The organism is Campylobacter sp. RM12642, assembly GCF_020137635.1.
Taxonomy (GTDB): domain Bacteria; phylum Campylobacterota; class Campylobacteria; order Campylobacterales; family Campylobacteraceae; genus Campylobacter_E.
The window spans coordinates 1-18,830 of record NZ_JACGAT010000015.1; the positions used below are offsets into that span (position 1 = coordinate 1).

An 18,830-nucleotide genomic window follows, 5' to 3' on the forward strand; every position below is an offset into this window, starting at 1 on the left:
TTGCCTACTTGGAAATTTCCTGTGATGGTTTTTGCTTCTGTGCTAGTTGAGTTATCTATGCTAATATCATTTTTTACTATTACATTTGAAGCTTCTAGGTTAGTATTAGTTAAGCTTACATTACCTACTTCGTTTATATCACCTTTTATGGTTGAGTTTGTGATGATTACATCTTCTATTTCTCCGGTGCAGCCTTCTTGCTCATAACAAGTATTTCTATTGTCTTTTGTAATATTTCCATTAAGAGTAGAATTATCTATATAAACTTTATGAGTTCCTTGAATATTTCCATTTAAAACTGAATTGTTTTTAAGATGAAGTTCGCCTGTTTCTATATTTGAATTAATCACTGCATTATCTACATTGATAAAAGTATCAGTTTTATTTACATTGAAAAAATCTCTTCCATCTGTATTTTTTGCATAAATTTGATGCAGAGTAGTAATCATAGGTATTGTTATATTACCACCTTTAATATCAATTACTTTTGCATACATAGTTTTGTTTGCTTGAGTATTGTTTATATCAACATTATCTAAACTTAAATAATCGGTTAGATATTTAATAGCACCATTAACCTTTGAGCCAATCCCAACTTCATTTAAAGTAGAATTTGATATATATAATTTATTATTTGTCAATTCATCTTTATTATATTTCCAAGAATTAATTTCCGTATTTGATATATTTAAATTATTAAGCCTTAGTTCCGAATTATTTTCAATTAAAAAATTTAAATCCGTATTTTCTTTTATGAAATCCTTTTTACCATCTAATTCAAGACTTTCATAAGCAATTATATTTCCACTTTCTAACTTAATATTATCATTAATTGCTGATTTAGTAATATTGTTTAAATGAAAACTAGAACCTTTTAAAGTGCCTGTTACTTTACTTTTAGTATCAAAATATATATGACCACCAGTAAAATCACTATTTATTGTGGAATTAGTAAGATAAATAGTCCCACCACCTATTGTTGCATTAGTATCTGTATTGTTGATTTCACTATCGTTTATATACACTTTAGAAGTAGATGCTGCACTAGCTGAACCTATTGAAGTATTAGTAAATTTTGATTTATTAAAAGTAGTCGTGTTGTTATAAGTCCAAGAGTAATTATTAATAGCAGTATTTATAAATTCACTATCATTAAATGTAGCACTAGCATTATTACCTAAAGTTATATGATGACCTGTTCCTTTTGGGCTAGTATTTTCTACTAAAATTCTATTAAAGGTATTATCTCCGTTTAAATCAATTCTATTATTGCCAGAACTAAGAGCAACATCGCTAAATGTAACCCCATTTAATTGCATATGATTTCCGGTAGATTTTATATCTAATTTTTTATCAGCAGTTCCACTAGCAGTTGAATTTGTAATATTTAAATTCTTACTTGAAATATCAGCTTTTATTGTGCTATCACTTATATCGGTTTTACCACTTATTGTGGAATTTGCACCTATAATTGAACCATTTGTAGCAGTTAAATTACTCGCAGTTATACTTCCACTTATTTCTGAATTATCTAAAGTAATATTACCACTGCTAATAGTTGCATCAATTTTTGATTTGTTTGTAAAATTAAGCTCACCACTAATATTACCTTTAACTTGTGAATTATCAAAATTAAGAATTCCACCATTTATAACGCTATTTACTTCTGAATTTTTAAAATAAAAAGTTCCTTTATTATCGCCTTTGTTAATACTTACATTACTATCTGTATTATTAATAATACTATCATTTATAAATACGTTTCCAAGTCCTGCATTATCATTAGCTAAATTAGTATTATTTAATCTACTATCATTAATAGTTAAAACTGCATTATTTACATTTTTAGAATAACGATTTATAGCAGTATTAGTTAAATCGCTATTATTTATAATTAAGTTAACATCATGATCATTGCCACTATTACCTAAAATTATATGATGATTTATTTTAATATTTGTATTATTTATTGCAATATTATCTAAACTAACATTACCGGAATTAGTTATCCAACCACTTGCTTTCAATTCTGATTTATCATTTCCTAGCCCTTTAACTTCGATATTATTCAATTTTAAATCAGTAGTATCTATAGTAGCTTTAGATAAATCCACTTTATTAACAAGCGTAATATTTCCTTTTATGGTACTAGATAATACAGAATTATCTATAGTAGTATTATGTTTAAAATCACTATCTTTTATAGTTGAATTTGAAATAACTAAACCAATATCTTTATCTGTATTATAACCATATTTAATATTTTCCAAAGATACTTTATCTAGACTAAGTGAACCATTATAACTTTTGCTACCTATATTAATAGCAATATTCTTTAGACTTCCACCTAACATTTTTATATTCGCATTATTATCAACAATAAAACCATGAACACCATTATTATTTTTAGATATATTTAAATTATTTAATGTTAAATTTCCTTGAGCCCAAATCCAACCATTGTTATTTGTAAGATTAATATTAATATCTTTAATTGTATGATCTTGATTGTGATTTCCTAAAATAATATGATTATTTGTATTGTTACTATCAAATGTAATATCAGTTGGTTTATTGTAAGTTGTACTTAAAATTTGTTTCTTATTGCTAAAAGTTACCTTGTCATATGCTAAAGAATTTATAGCGGTGCTTGGAATAGTATCAGCAAAAGCATAACTACTACCGCTAACCAATATAAAAGCTACTAAAGATAATTTAATAGTGTTTTTCATTTCTTCCCCTATAAATAAAATGAAATATTTTGCTACATTATACTTGAAAATCAATGTATTAAGGTAAATGTATGATTAATATGATGGGGGGGGGTATTGATAAAATTAAGAAAAATTTTAAATATTTTGTATAAATTTATTTTAAATTTTATAAAAAAACACAAAACATAAACCAATAAATAAATTTTTTAATATTAAAATGTAATTATTTTGTAATATTAACTTACAATTTTAATTCCAACTAACCCTATAAAAATAAAACTTAAAAACATAATTTTTAAAAAACTTACATTATCATTAAAAACCATAATCCCAATTAAAGCCGTTCCTAACCCACCAATACCAGTCCATACAATATAAGCTATACTGATAGGAATATTTTTTTGCGCTAAATATAAAAATAACCCACTAAGTCCCATTGATATTATAGAAAATACTATCCATACTTTTGAGCAGTTACTGGCTAATTTAAAACCAAGCGGCCAACCAATTTCAAAAATACCTGCTAAGATTAAGTATATCCAAGACATTAAAACCCCTTAAATACACAATCTTAGCAAAAATATATTATGATTTAAATTCGCTTAGTTTTCTATCTAGTTCTTCACTAATATTAGTTAATTGACTTGCAGCTTTTGCTATTTCTTCTACACTTCTTGCGTTTTCATTAGTGATTTTTGCAATTTGCGAAACTTCATTTAAAATATCTTCAATTTGTTTGCTAGCGTTAATATAATTATCCACGGTCTTATCGCTACTAATTATTGCTTCTTTTAATTTTTGTTCCATATTTTTAATTAGCTCTTCGCTACCATTTGCAACATTTGTTAAATTACTAATTTGTTTAGAATTATCACTCATTTGCTCGCTTGCATCTTTAATACCTTGAACTATAACGCTTATTGTTGCATTTATTTCACTAAGGCTTTTTTGAGTTCTCTCAGCCAAACTTCTTACTTCATCAGCTACTACGGCAAACCCACGCCCATGCTCTCCTGCTCTTGCAGCTTCTATTGCAGCATTTAGTGCAAGTAAGTTAGTCTGGTCTGCTACATCGTTAATTATTTCTAAAATAGATTTAACATTATCAGCATCACGGCTTAATTGCTCAATCTTACTAGCTAAAGCACTTTCTATACTAGCACTTCTATCTATTTCATCTGTTAAAGAGCTAATTGTATTAATTGTTTCGTGAATACTATCAGTGCTACCTCTTAGCTCATTTTTACTATCATTAGCACTATTTATACCTGATGATAAACTATCCTTAGTTAATTTACCTTCTTCAACAACATTTTCAACTATATTAAAACTTTCTTCACTTCTTTTTCCTGTTTGCATACTAACACTACTAAGCTCGGCTGCTATTGTTTTGTTTTCATAAGATATTTGTTTTACTTCGTTAATTAAAATCCTAATCTTACCAATGAAATCATTTATAGCTTTACTAGCACTTGCTATTTCATCTTTGCCTTTTATTTCTAAAAGTTTAGTTAAATCCCCATCTCCTTTAGATAAATCATAAGCTTTTTGGGTTAGTTCGTTTAATGGTTTGCTAATCCAAATTCTAATAACAATCAACCATAAAGCAAGGATAATAATACATAAAATAACTGCAAATACAGAATAATTTAAAACAACTTCATTTTTCTTATCCAATACTTTTGCACTAATTCCTGCTATTTCTTCTTTAGCTTCTACTAAATAAATTACGCTTATATATACATAATCATTGAAACTATCTTTTTCTACATAATACACCACATCTCTTTCTGGTCTTGTCTTATCAGCTTTCATATGAGTTGTTACAAATCCACCACCATTATTTGCTGTTTGAATTATTTCTTGTATATATAATTTACCATTAGAATCTTTTTTATTATAAGCATTTTCACCAATTCTATCTTTTAAATAGTGCATTACATATTCGCCTTTTTTATTAATTACAAATAAATTAACAGAGCGATTTTTTAAGTCTAATTCACTTAAAAATGTAAGAATATTTTTATTATAACTTTCTTGATTTTCACTTGCTGAATGAATTTTTTTAGACATTGAAGTAATTAAGCTAGTAATACTAACTGCTGTTTTTTTCGCGTCATCAACACTCATACCATCAAGAGCTTCTTGAGCGATATTGTCTAATTCATTCATACCTTTACTTGCTACCAAAATAGCACTTAAATTGATAATCAGTAATGAAACAAAAGCAAATAAAGTAATTTTGTAAGATAATTTCATATAGCTCCTTTAATATTTTAATAATTAAAATCGCTAATTTTATTTATGCTAAGTTAAAATAATGTTAAAAAAATAATAAATAAATTAATAAGAAAATATATGTTAAAAATAAAAGCCCTTAGATAAACTAAGGGCTAAATAATTATTTTACAAATTCAATTGTAAATGTAGCGTCAGAATCAAGATAGCTAAATTTTGTATCTTTTACTCTAAATCTTAAAGTATCTTTTACATATTGGTTATTAGCTAAATTAGATGGAACTTCGTAAGTATCTCCAGGTATTTCTTTTTTAGAATAATCAGAAATAAAGCTAAATCCACCTTTTGCATCATTATATACTTTTGAGTAATTGCTTAAATTCTTAGAATCCATTTTTACAAATTTGTTATTTTCATATTTAAATACCCAAGCGTCAGTTTCACTAATTTTGCGAGTTGTTCCTGTATTTTTATTTAAATCTTTAAAGAATAAACCTGTGAAAGCAAACTCATAAGGATTTGTTAATAAATTACTTACATTTAAACTACCGCCACCATTAAACTTAATTTCTGCTTCTGCAGATTTTATTAAGAATTTAGGGTCTAAATTAGGCTTAGTGCCATCGTATTTTGGATAACCTATCTTAACTAAAATTTTACCAAATTCTTTTGCACTAAACTTACTATCATCATAGGTGCTTAGTTTAGCACTTGGGTCAATTAAACTTAAAGCATTGTCAAATCCACTATTTAATCCAGTTACCTTAAATCCACCTTTTGTTCCACTTGTAGCTGTTACGCCTAAAGTTTCAGAATCAGCTTTAATGATTACTTTATTTACATTTGGTGTTGGGTCATACCCTAAATTAATATTAATAGTTGCGTCATCATTAGCAAATTTTTTATAAAAATAATTATTAGTATTTTTATTAGCTACTTGCAATGGCAATGCCAATCTTTCAGAGTCATTATCACTAAATGGAACATAATTAGTAAAGCTTGTATTTGTTAAATAAGGTCTAATAGCCATATTTGTATTATCAATTTGTAAGCCTAATGTCTCATCTGCTATAAAATTAACAGTAAGTTCATTACCTGGAGTTTGGCAGTTAATTTTACCATCTGAATTAATCTTATTAGCATTAGTAATATCTACAGCAGCGTTAGAATTCACGCATAAATCTTGCTCTAAATCTCCTATAGTAAATTTGTTTTCAGAGAATGCTATTTGAGCATCTGTTACTAAAGGAAACACGGTTTTTATATCAAAATTACCATTTGTTTTATTAAAATCAACAAATGTTCTACTAGCAGCTTTTGAGCCAACTTGATTTAATTGAACTGAATTTTTATCTTCTAAATAAAATTTCTTAACACTACCTTTTGAATCACTTACTTTTAATTCTGCAACACTAATTCCAAATCTATCATCTTTTAAATCCGCAGTGAAAGTCACATTATTGTTTGGATATTTTTTATCTTCTTTACCTGCTTTTTTATCAAATGTATCAAGTGTGCCTACTTTATAAGTAATACTATCTGGTCTAATTGAGAATGTATTTGAACTTCTATCGCCTAATACTGAACATTCTTCAAAAGTGCTATCGTATTCTGCAATTTCGTATCTATATTGATAATTTTGATTTACAGCTAATTTATCTTTTAAATGTAGAACCATTTTGTTATCAATTGGATAATAACCTTTACATTCTGTAGTTGATTTTGAAAGTTTTTTGCTTCCATTATAAATATCTGCATTTAACTCATCAGAACCATTATAAAACTTAATATATTGTTTATAAAGAACTTTAACATCTGGTTTTGTAAAGCCTAAATATATATCTTGGCTACTTGTTCTTGTATAAATCTTATCAGCTACTTTTGTATTTGAAGATACTTTACCACTTTCTAATACTTTAGTAGCATCAATATTATTATAAGCTGTTCCAAAATTAATACCATTTGGCATTTCGCTATGACCTAAGATAATTTCTACACTACCCTTTGGAGCACCTTTTACAATATCAACACCTGATGCTTGAAACATTGGTCTTTTATAAGTTCTTTTTACTTCTTGAATTTTACAAGCACCACTTTTTGGGCATACTTCTTCTTCATTGGTTTCAGTAATTTCTTCAATAATTTCTAAAGGTTTAAAAGTAAATTTATAAATATTACCCTTTAATAAATCATTATCATCGATTTTAGCTAGTTTTTTAAATGTATCTTTTGTAAATTTTAATCCAAAACCAGTTATATTTTCTTTCTGAACTAATTCATATTGATTATTATTTGATATCACTTCTACTTTAGGGTCTACTGCACCATTTGCATCTGCCATTCTTTGTTTTGTTAATTCAAAACTTGTTAGATAATATTTAACTGAAATATTACTTGCTTTTCTATCTTCAGCATTAAATGGAGTTTTGTTGTTATTTAAAGCAATATAAACATCATCTAAATTAGTAACTTTTAAAGGTTTGCTATCTTTTTTATCAGTTTGATTTGCTTCATTTGTAATTTGATAATAATTAGCATCAGGAATAAATTTAACAGCTAAATTTGAAACTTGTGTAGTTACAATATTTCCACTTCCCCTAGAATCGTATTGTTTATTATTGATAAATGAAGGTCTAATATTTACGCTGAAATTATAAGTATCATCATCTCCTAAAACAATACCTTTTCTACTATTATTATTTTTATGAATACTAAATAAATAATTTTTTCTTACAATTTTTTTAGCTTCATCTTTTCTATAGTCTATTTCATTTAAATAATCAAAATAATTAGCTCTTGAATATTGTGATGAATAATGCTCTAAATCATAATTATAGCACTTGCTAACACCACCGGCATAATCATTAACACGATTTCCATTTTTGCTATCATTATAGTCTGCTAAAAAATCACCATAATCAAAAGGCTTAATTTTTGAATTTTTTAATAAAATCGCTTCCAATGCTCTATCTTTAGCAAAAGAATTAGTATTTGTATTAATTCCTAAATACCTATTATAAACATCACAAACACCCAAAACTACTTCATTGTTATAATTTTCATTAACAAATATTAGTTTATTTGTATCCCAAGATGCTATTGTGTTAGTTGTTAAACTTCCTCTATCTAAACCAGCACAACCTTTCATTCCTTGAATATCGCCAGCATTTGTTTTATCTCCAACAATATTTGAGAAGTTTCTATATACCCAACCATTACTTCCTGCAAACTCATTTTGATCTAACAAATATACTAAATATTGACTATTAATAACAGTTGGACTACTTGAAACTATAACCCTACCTGTTGTATTTGCATGAAATTCCTTATAATACTCTTCTATAAATTTTTTCTTATCACTACCATCTAAATCTGATTTTAATGTAACATTAGTTGAAAATGTTTTACTAGATGAAAAATTTTGAACTTCAGGTGTTCTAAAACCAACTGCAGCATAATATGGGTCGTAATCAATATCATCTAAGCCTTTTTGAGAATTATTTATATAATTCAATTCCGCACTTAAAACTCTTTTACATACTTCAGATGCACTAGAAATTTTTGGTTGAATTACTTTATCTCTATAACTAACAATAAAATTTCTAGCTTCATCATAAGGTGTATATTTCACAGCCATTTTATAAGCTGAATACATTCTAGCATCAAAATAGCTAACTCCACATTGTCTTAATGCTTCATACCTAACCTTTTCTGGGTTCTTAGTAACATCGCCTTTTTGAGTTAAGATATTTATTAAATGAAAATAACTCGAATTATTAGATAAAGATTTATAAGTATCATCACTTATATCTGGCTTTGCAAAACATTGAACATAGAATTTATCGTTCATTTTTCTTAGCTTAGCACAATCGTTTAAGCCATCAACACTTCTATTGCTAGTAGTAGAATTAATACATTTATTTAAGTGATTACTATGTTGACTTTCACCATCAGTATCCACTATACCTATTTGTAATGGCGTTCTAGTCTCTGCGTTTGCATGAGAAAAAGCCGATAATAATACTAATGAAAACACAATTTTCCTATTCATATTATTCTCCTTAAAAATTAAAGTTTTAAATTATAATTTTTTTTATTAAATAATTATTGCACTTGTGTGCATTTTTGAATATTTTTTACTTACTTTTTGGTCTAAATACCTTTGGTGCGTTTTCGCTCTCATTTATATAACTTGCATTCATTAAGTCTAGGCAATATGGTATCGCAGGAAAAATAGGCTCTATACATTCACGAATTGCTTTTGGCTTACCTGGGAGATTGATTATTAGAGTTTTACCCCTTGTCCCTGCTAATTGACGGCTTAGGATTGCTGTTGGGACAATCTTAAGTGAGCTTGCACGCATTAATTCTCCAAACCCTGGTAATTCACGCTCAATTGCTTTTTTTGTTGCTTCTGGTGTAACATCTCTTAAAGCTGGTCCTGTTCCACCTGTGGTAAATACCAAATCGCATTCAAATTCATCAGCCATTTTAATAATCTCATTTGTAATCAGTTCTTCTTCATCAGGGATTAATGAGTATTTAAAATCAATTTCATTTAATATATATTCTTGCATAATTTTTCTAATTTCTGCTCCACTAATATCTTCATAAACTCCTGCACTTGCTCTATCTGAACTCGTAATTATCCCTATTTTTATACTATCCATTTTTATCCTTTAAAAAAATATTTCTTTATTTAAAAGCAATTCATTTGCTGTATTTTTAATCTCTTCTTCATAAGCTTTTAAATATTCTTTACATTCTTCTTCTAAAGATGATATTTCAAATTCCACATAAAATTTGCTTAATTCTTGTATTTTATCTCTATCTTTAGAAAAATTATTGTAATTTTCGCCTAAAAATAATTCATTTGCTAACATTCCTGATAAAAGAATTTTGATTTCGTTTTTTATTTCTGAAAATGATTTTATATGCTCGTTTGGATAAAAATACTCAAATGTAAATAAATTAGCATAAATCAAATTCGCATCACAAATCTTTGCCATAGTGATTTTACCTGCTTGATAAATAGCTTGAATATATTGCTCGTTTTCGCTTAATTCTAAATCTTCGCTAATGCCGTGCTTTATCACTAAAATCTCATGTATTATTTCTCTTTCGCTTAATCTATCTCTTAGTAATAATTCATTTTCTAAGCTTTTAAAAGAAGCTCCGCTAAAACCTTTTGAAATATAAGCTAAATAATCTAAATTAAAATCAGAACTTATTAAATCTTTTTTAACAAGTTGCTTAAAGAACTCTATTCTGTCGCTATAATTTGGTAAGGTAAAATGAATTTTTTTATCAAATCTTCTAAGTAAAGCTGTATCTAAAACATCAGCTCTATTTGTAGCAGCAATTACTAAGACATTTTTAAGCTCTGCAAAGCCGTCTATTTGAGTTAGCAATTCATTAAGTGTATTTTCACTATCGTTTGCTAAAGCATTGCCACGCTGCTTTCCAAGTGCGTCAATTTCATCAATAAAAACTATACAAGGTGCTAATTTTTTAGCATTTGCAAACAATTCTCTAACCCTTTTTGCTCCAAGACCTACAAAAATTTCATTAAAGCTACTTGCGCTTTGGTATAAAAAATTAACTCCACACTCATTTGCTAAAGCTCTTGCTAACATAGTCTTACCTACTCCACTAGCACCTGTTAATAAAACTCCTTTTATCAAGCAAGGATTGTTGGTTTTAAAAATAGAGCTTAATTTTCTTAATTCTTCCTTGGCTTTAAACTGACCTATAACATCATTAAAATTACTATCTGTTTTGATAACAAATCTAAATTCATGTTTTAAGACATTATTAATTGGATGATTTGATATGCCTTGTTTTGTGCTAAGATTTCTTAAATATATTAGATAATAAATAAAAATTATTATCATAATAAAAACTAAAATTATTGAATAATCAAATTCTGTTTTATTTTCTACGCTTTTGTATTTTAAGATTTTTTTGATTATTTCTTCATCAGCTAGAATTTTATAATCTTTATCATTTATTGAAAAATAAAGCATATTTTCATAAATGTAAGCATTTGAAATATTTTTTAATTCTAATGATGAAAACTCATTTAAAGATATATTTTGCTCTTTTTTACTTAGCGAAAATATTCCTAAAGCTATAATTGCAAGAATTATGCAAGCGATTATTATTTTGATATTTTTAGTAAATGGCTTTATTTTTGTCAATTTCTACCTCGTAATCTTTAATATTTATCCAAGTTTTTAATAAGTCTTTATCTGATTTGATTTTAATTAAATTAAAATATTGGTCGTATCCTTGATAATAGCCGTCTTTAAACTGCTCTACTAATACTATTAAATCTTTTTGATTTTTTCTAAATTCATAATTTTTTAATCTAGTAATTTCTTTAATCTCATTTAATCTTTGCTTTGAGATATTTTTATCAACTTCGCCTAAAGTCTTTGCTAATTCTACGCTTTTTGTCCCGTCTCTTTTAGAATACACAAAAGCGTGAAGATGAGTTATAGGGAATTTCTTAAAATTATTAATAGCATCAGCCCATATTTCATCACTCTCACCTGGATGACCTACTATATAATCAGTGCCTAAGGCATAGCCTTTATTAGCTAAATATTCAAATAATTCTAAGTCTTTATAAGCTTTATTTCTTCTTTGCATTAGTTTTAGCATTTTTTCATTTGTGTGTTGTAAGGCTATGTGAAGATGTTTTTCAATAAAATCTTCGTCTAATAATTCTTTAAACTCATCATCAATTTGAACCGGCTCAATGCTACCTAAACGAACTCTTTTAATCCCATTTATTTTGCTAATTTCTTTAAGCAATTTTGCTAAAGATAGATTTAAATCTTTTCCGTAACTACCTATATTTGTGCCTGTTAAAACTACTTCTTTATAACCATTATTAGCTAGGGTTTTTATCTGATTTATAATTTGCTCTAATTTTAGGCTTCTAGCCCCGCCCCTTACACTAGGAATAATACAATAAGAACAAGCAAAATCGCAGCCTTCTTGGATTTTAACAAATGCTTTTGTGTGGTTTTCGTAATTGCTTACTATTTTTTCATCTATGAAATTTAAATTTCCTAAATCAAATTCCTTTGGATTTAGTATGAACTTATTTATATTTGATTTTAAAGACGCACCCATTACACCATCAACTATTTTGCTATCATATAAGTTTTTACCAATACTTGCTGCAGCACAACCTGTTAAGATGAATTTAGTATTTGGATTATGATTTTTAATATGTCTTATATATTGCTTTAAGCCTAAATCAGCTTGATTAGTAACCGTGCAAGAATTAATTACTATCATATCAGCTTGTAATTCATCATTTATTATTTCATTATCTTTTATATAGCTTTTGATTAGTTCGCTATCGTAAATATTGGTTCTACAACCAAAAGTTTTAATATATATTTTCATTATTATCCTTTAAAAATGGCTGATTATTTCTTTTATCCATATAAATAGTTTGTGATGGGAAAGCTAATTTTATATCATCACTTGCTTTTAATCTTTTAATAATTTCTTCACTTACTATTGAACGCATTTTAAGAGCTTCTCTTGAATTTGTCATATACCAAATAGATATTTTAATCCCGTATTGCTCTAGCATTACGAATAGTTTCGGGTCTGTTCCTGAATTTTTCATTTGATAATGATTTCTCATTTTTTGAATTGCTTTTTTTGCACTATCGCTGAATGCTTGAGTATGAGAACTAGCTGATTCTAAAATTATTTGTTTTGCCTTTTCAAGATTGCTTGAAAAATCTATTACTATATCTATTCCATCCCAAACGGTTTTCATATAAGAATAATTATAATTTGATATTAATTCTGTGAAAATATAGTGATTTGGTATGTAAATAATTCTTCCAGCACGACGATTTGTCAAAAAAGTAGTATATGTAACATCTTCGTATATAGTCATCTTAAGTAAAGAAATATCAATAATATCTCCTACATAAGTAACTCCATTTTTACTAACCTTTACCCTATCACCTACATGAAAGCCACCACCAAATTGTAAAGTGGCCCAACCAAGTAAGCTCATAAACATATCTTTCATAGCAATAGCAAGACCAGCTGATGCAAATCCTAATACGCTTACTAAATAGCTTATATTTTCAACAAAATAAAATATAGAAAACATAGAAACAATAATAAAAGTAAAAATATTTAAAATCTTAAAAGAAGTATAAACTTTATCTTTATCATCAACATATTTTCTAAGCATCAAACCTAATAAATACCTAGCAATAAATATACAAATAATAATTGCTATAAAAAATATAGCACTATCATATTGCTTTTTTATATCGTTATTTATAAGCTTAATTGTGTTATTTGCCTTAACTTTAAATATCTCAAAAGCATTTGTGATATTTTCTAAAGCGCTTTTATAATCATTTAATTCTTTTATAGAATATACTAATTCTTGACTTAAATTCTCACTTGGCTCAATGTCATATAGTTCTTGTAAAAGCTTTGTTTTCTTATCTATTTTAGATACTAATGTAGTAAAATCTTTTAACTTTATTTCATATTCTTTTTTCTCATTAGCTAATTCTTTACGCTCTGATAAACCTTCAATAACTAAATAAATATTTGAAATCTTTTTATATTCAGTAGGCTCACTTGGTAGATTTAAATATTTTACTACACTGTAGCTTTCATAATCTTTTAATACACTTAGTTTATCTTCAAGTGATTTTATGGTATTTTCTAATTGTTCTTTTTGAGTTTTTTTAGCTTTTAATAAATTTTCATTTGCTTCTTTTAATTCATTTTTTAATCTTAAATATTCTTGATAATTTTTATAATTTTTTATAGTGATATTGTCTTTTAATTCATTATTTATAATATGCAATTTTTCCTTGACAGAATACACTCCCTCAAGGTTTTTTGTAAATTCTTCTGTATTTTCTGCATAAATAAAAGTTACAAAAACAAAAAAAGCTAATAAAAATCTCATTCAAATTCCCTTAAAACTTTTAATATTTCATCTTTTGAAATATCATTTTTAATAATGCTTAAATCTTCTTTGCTAAGTAAAATAAAGTTGATTTTTCCACTTAGAGTTTTTTTGTCTTGAAAAAATCCTTCATAGAATTTAGAAGATGAATTAATTTTATAAAATGTAGGTAGATTAAAATTCTTTAAAGTATTTAAAATACTTATTTCAAATTCTTTTGAAATTAAACCTAAATTACAAGCCAATTTATTAGCCATAACCATACCAATAGCAACAGCTTCTCCGTGTAAATAGCCTTTATAATTCGTCTCATTTTCTATAACATGAGCAAAAGTATGACCATAATTTAGTTTCATTCTAAGATTATCTTCAAACTCGTCATTTATTACCACATTTGCTTTAATTTTTATTGATTTTTCTACAAATTCTAAGATATTATCAAAAATATCATCAAAACTTAATTTACTTAATTTGTTATAAAAATCCAAATCAAAACAAACAGCCATTTTAATAACTTCAGCCATAGCAGCACTTAATTCAGCTTTTTTTAAAGTCTTAAAATAATTTGTGAAAATATAAACAGCACTAGGTTGCTTGAATGTGCCTATTAGATTTTTGCCATAAGCATTGTTTATGCCTGTTTTACCACCTACTGCTGCATCAACACTAGCAAGTAAGGTTGTAGCTATATTTATATGTTTTATTCCACGCTTATAAATACTAGCCACAAAGCCACCAATATCGCTAATTACCCCGCCGCCAAGATTAATTAGCAAATCACTTCTACTAATTTCAGCCTTAAATAATTCTTCTAAAATATAATTAACGCTTTCTTGATTTTTGTATTCTTCTCCATCTGGTATAACTATTATCGCTTTTGGTTGTTTTCCTATTTTTTGTAAAACATCATTTAAGTATAGTTTTTCTAAAGTTGTATTAGTTAAAATTACATAATCTTTATTTATTTTTAATTCTTCATCTATATAAACTTTATATGCTTTATCTTTTAAATCAATATCTATTACCATAACCTCACCTTATTACATCATAATTTTTTGGAATACTATATTTAAAAATATCATCATTTATTTTTAAATTAATTTTTGAATTTATAAAATCTATGCTTACTTGATTATCTAATTCATCTTTATAACTTATATTTGTTAAAAGATTATTAAGCACTTTTACATAATAAATTATATTATCATACTTAGCTTTATAGATTACAAAATCTTCTTTTTTTTCATATAAAGAAACATTTTTTAAAATATTTGCTAAATCAATTTGTTCTTTACTAATAATTACTTGCTCTAAGTCATCATCAATTATTACAACTTCATTTTTAGTAATATAAACTTTTTTTTCATCAGGGTTTAAGTATTGCCATAAACTTTTTTCATTTTGATAATAAAATTTACCTTCATATATTAAAGTTTTATTACTCAAATCAACTACTTTTTGAATAAAATCAGCTTCAAAACTATTGTAATTTATATTATCAATTTTAAATGCAAAAGCAAAAATTCCACAAATACAAAGCAAAAAGATTTTTTTAATAATCATTTAAATACCTTTTAAATATCCTTTTATTTATTTTAACAAATATAATTATATTCAAAAATCAAAACCAAGAGGTAAATTTAAATGTTTAAAAATATAGCAAAATGTATATTTGGAACTCGTAATGATAGACTTCTTAAAGCCTACAAAAAAAGAGTATTAAAAATAAATTCTTTAGAAGAAAAATATCAAAAATTAAATGATGAAGAAATTAAAAGCGAATTTCAAAACCTACAAAATAAAGTGCTTGAAGACAATAATAATTTAGATTTAGTTTTAGAAGATGTATTTGCAATAGTAAGAGAAGTTAGCAAAAGAACGCTTGGAATGAGACATTATGATGTGCAATTAATAGGCGGTATGGTTTTAAATGATAAAAGCATAGCAGAAATGAAAACAGGGGAAGGAAAAACCTTAGTAGCAACCTTACCTGTGGTATTAAACGCAATGACAAAAAAAGGCGTTCATGTAGTAACAACAAATGATTATCTAGCAGCAAGAGATGCTAATGAGATGAGTGCTATATATAATTTTCTTGGTTTTAGTGTTGGTATTTTAGTAGGAAACGACCATAGAAATAGAAAAGCTGTTTATGCGTGTGATATTGTTTATGGAACTAATAGTGAATTTGGTTTTGATTATTTAAGAGATAATATGTGCTTTGATGCTGAAGATAAAGTTCAAAGGGGACATTATTTTGTAATAGTTGATGAAGTTGATAGTATTTTAATAGATGAAGCTAGAACTCCATTAATAATTTCAGGGCCAACCAATAGAACATTAGATGGCTATATAAGAGCTAATGAAGTAGCTAAGCAAATGGTTCGCGGAGTTGCACCAGATGATCCTAAAGAAAAACCTAGTGGAGATTTTATAGCAGATGAGAAAAATAGAACTATTTTAATTACAGAGCAAGGAATTTCAAAAGCAGAAAAACTATTTGGAGTTGATAATTTATATAGTCTTGATAATGCTATTTTAGCTCATCAATTAGACCAAGCTTTAAAGGCTAATAATTTATTTTTAAAAGATACTCATTATGTTGTTAAAGATGGCGAAGTAATGATTGTAGATGAATTCACAGGTCGTATTAGCGAAGGAAGACGCTTTAGCGAAGGCTTACATCAAGCACTTGAAGCTAAAGAAGGAGTTAAAATCCAAGAAGAAAGTCAAACTTTAGCAGATATTACCTACCAAAATTACTTTAGAATGTATGAAAAACTTGCTGGTATGACAGGAACAGCCCAAACTGAAGCAACTGAGTTTTCTCAAATATACAACCTTGATGTAATTACAATCCCGACTAATGTGCCTGTAATTAGAAAAGATTTAGATGATTTAATTTATAAAACTCAAGATGAGAAATTTAAAGCCGTAGTTGATGAAATAAAAAAAGCTAACGCAAAAGGACAACCTGTATTAGTTGGAACTGCAAGTATTGAAAAAAGCGAGCTTTTACATGAGTATTTAAAAAAGGCAAAAATAGCTCACAATGTATTAAATGCTAAAAATCACGCTCACGAAGCAGAAATTATTAAAGATGCAGGTAAAAAAGGAGCAGTTACTATTGCAACTAATATGGCTGGTCGTGGTGTTGATATAAAAATTACTGATGAGATTAGAGAATTAGGTGGCTTATATATAATAGGAACTGAAAGACACGAAAGCCGTAGAATTGATAATCAATTGCGTGGTCGTGCTGGAAGACAAGGTGATCCTGGTGTTAGTAGATTTTATTTAAGTCTTGAAGATAATTTATTAAGAATTTTTGGTGGAGATAAGCTAAAAGCAATTTTTACTAGATTAAAAATCGCTGAAGGTGAAAGCATAGAAAGCTCACTTGTAACTCGTGCAGTAGCAAGTGCTCAAAAAAAGGTAGAAAATCTTCATTTTGAAAGTAGAAAGCATATACTTGAATATGATGATGTAGCAAACGAACAAAGAAAAACTATATATAAATATAGAAATGAATTGCTAGATACAAATTATGATATTGAGACAAAAGTTGAGCAAAATATAGCTGAATATGTGGATTATTTAATTCATAATTTAAATGATTTAAGTGCTGAAAATTTAGTAGAATTATTCAAAAATGAAATTAATTTGGAGCTAGATTTAGAATTATTAAAAACTTTAAACACAGAAGAAAGCAGAAGTGTTATTATTGATGCAATAACTACTATGTTAAAAGTTAAATTTAGCATAGTTCCTGATAGTGAAAAGGAAAGAATTGAAAAATTATTATATCTACAAGTTTTAGATGGTGCTTGGAGAGAGCATTTGTATCAAATGGATATTTTAAAAACAGGTATTGGTCTTCGTGGATATAATCAAAAAGACCCATTAGTAGAATATAAAAGAGAAAGTTATAATTTATTTATGGAGCTAGTTGAAAGAATTAAAAGTGAAAGTATAAAAGTATTACTAATAATTCAACTAAGAATACCTGAAACTAATGAAGAAATTCAAGAAATTGAAAAACCTATCAAAAAGCAATCAAGAAATGAACCTTGTGCTTGTGGTAGTGGTAAGAAATATAAAGATTGTTGCGGCAAAAGTGGGCCACAAAAAGGCGTATTTGCTTGAAATTCTTTATAATTAATCTTGAGCAAGATATAGAAAAAAGACAAAAAATAACAGCCCTTTGCGAAAGCTTAGGGCTTAATTATGAAATAATTAAAGCTGTATATGGCAAAGCGTTGAGTGAAGATGAAATAAAAAACAACGTAGCTTCAGTTGAAATTCAATTAAAATATCTTAGAAAACCATTAAATTTAGGCGAAATAGGCTGTGCTATGAGTCATAGATTATGTTATCAAAAAATTATAGAGCAAAATCTAGAAGACGCAATTATTTTAGAAGATGATGCAGTATTTGATGAGAATTTATTAGAATTTTTAAAATATACAAATGATTTTCCAAAAAATGCTGATTTAATATTATTAGGACATTATTGGCAACAATATAGAGATGATGGTTATATTATCAATACACCTTATTCTTTAAAATTTAATCATAAAATAAAAAACTGGAATATAAGAAAGATAATTGGAAGAGGCAACGGAACTCATGGATATTATATAACAAAAAAAGGAGCTGAAAAATTATTCAACGAAACAAAAAAAATATATATGGCCGCAGATCATTACACATCTAATACATTATTATTTAATACTTATGCTGTGTATCCGATATTAATTAATGTAGATATTAATTTTCAAAGCTCAATAAATGAAAATGCTAATTTAAAAAGACGTTCTAAATTTGGCAAAATTATCAAAACAATCAAACAAAAAATTATATATTTTATCCCGTCTTTAAAAAAGCCAAGAGATTATGTTTAG

General features: G+C 26.8%; 11 protein-coding genes and 2 pseudogenes. 2 read left to right on the forward strand and 11 right to left on the reverse strand.

The window, feature by feature from the left end; genetic code table 11:
• The 11 genes and pseudogenes from AVBRAN12642_RS06335 to lolA form a co-directional block, all read right to left on the reverse strand.
• Positions 1-2,732 (reverse strand): beta strand repeat-containing protein (locus AVBRAN12642_RS06335; protein ID WP_336608128.1); only part of this gene is annotated, 2,732 nt, incomplete at its 3' end.
• Between the two features lie 218 nt (positions 2,733-2,950).
• Positions 2,951-3,262, reverse strand: a complete 312-nt coding sequence (locus tag AVBRAN12642_RS06340) for a DMT family transporter (protein ID WP_336608129.1) — start codon at positions 3,260-3,262, stop codon at positions 2,951-2,953.
• Between the two features lie 37 nt (positions 3,263-3,299).
• Positions 3,300-3,797 (reverse strand): annotated as a pseudogene (locus AVBRAN12642_RS09905) (methyl-accepting chemotaxis protein); the annotation flags it as partial.
• Between the two features lie 360 nt (positions 3,798-4,157).
• A pseudogene (locus AVBRAN12642_RS09910) lies at positions 4,158-4,973 on the reverse strand (cache domain-containing protein); the annotation flags it as partial.
• Positions 4,974-5,115: 142 nt separating this feature from the next.
• Positions 5,116-9,003, reverse strand: a complete 3,888-nt coding sequence (locus AVBRAN12642_RS06350) for a hypothetical protein (protein WP_336608131.1) — start codon at positions 9,001-9,003, stop codon at positions 5,116-5,118.
• A gap of 85 nt (positions 9,004-9,088) precedes the next feature.
• A complete protein-coding gene (gene mog / locus AVBRAN12642_RS06355) occupies positions 9,089-9,622 on the reverse strand; it encodes a molybdopterin adenylyltransferase (protein WP_336608132.1) in 534 nt (177 codons plus the stop codon).
• Between the two features lie 9 nt (positions 9,623-9,631).
• On the reverse strand, positions 9,632-11,152 hold the full coding sequence (locus tag AVBRAN12642_RS06360) for an AAA family ATPase (protein WP_336608133.1): 1,521 nt from the start codon (positions 11,150-11,152) through the stop codon (positions 9,632-9,634).
• Positions 11,127-12,374, reverse strand: coding sequence for a tRNA (N(6)-L-threonylcarbamoyladenosine(37)-C(2))-methylthiotransferase MtaB (gene mtaB / locus AVBRAN12642_RS06365; protein ID WP_442862277.1), 1,248 nt, complete (start codon positions 12,372-12,374; stop codon positions 11,127-11,129). Before mtaB ends, AVBRAN12642_RS06360 begins: the two co-directional genes overlap by 26 nt.
• Positions 12,358-13,926, reverse strand: coding sequence for a mechanosensitive ion channel domain-containing protein (locus tag AVBRAN12642_RS06370; RefSeq protein WP_214118407.1), 1,569 nt, complete (start codon positions 13,924-13,926; stop codon positions 12,358-12,360). Before AVBRAN12642_RS06370 ends, mtaB begins: the two co-directional genes overlap by 17 nt.
• Positions 13,923-14,954 carry a 3-dehydroquinate synthase gene (gene aroB, locus AVBRAN12642_RS06375; RefSeq protein WP_336608134.1) on the reverse strand — a complete coding sequence of 344 codons (1,032 nt, stop codon included), beginning with the start codon at positions 14,952-14,954 and terminating at the stop codon, positions 13,923-13,925. Before aroB ends, AVBRAN12642_RS06370 begins: the two co-directional genes overlap by 4 nt.
• A gap of 4 nt (positions 14,955-14,958) precedes the next feature.
• Complete coding sequence (gene lolA, locus AVBRAN12642_RS06380; RefSeq protein WP_214118404.1) at positions 14,959-15,489, reverse strand: LolA-like outer membrane lipoprotein chaperone; 531 nt, start codon at positions 15,487-15,489, stop codon at positions 14,959-14,961.
• An 81-nt stretch (positions 15,490-15,570) separates the two neighbouring features.
• Here lolA and secA point away from each other — a divergent pair, with 81 nt between their 5' ends.
• A complete protein-coding gene (secA, locus tag AVBRAN12642_RS06385) occupies positions 15,571-18,072 on the forward strand; it encodes a preprotein translocase subunit SecA (protein ID WP_336608135.1) in 2,502 nt (833 codons plus the stop codon).
• Positions 18,069-18,830, forward strand: coding sequence for a glycosyltransferase family 25 protein (locus tag AVBRAN12642_RS06390; protein WP_336607478.1), 762 nt, complete (start codon positions 18,069-18,071; stop codon positions 18,828-18,830). The genes secA and AVBRAN12642_RS06390 overlap by 4 nt, the downstream gene beginning before the upstream one ends.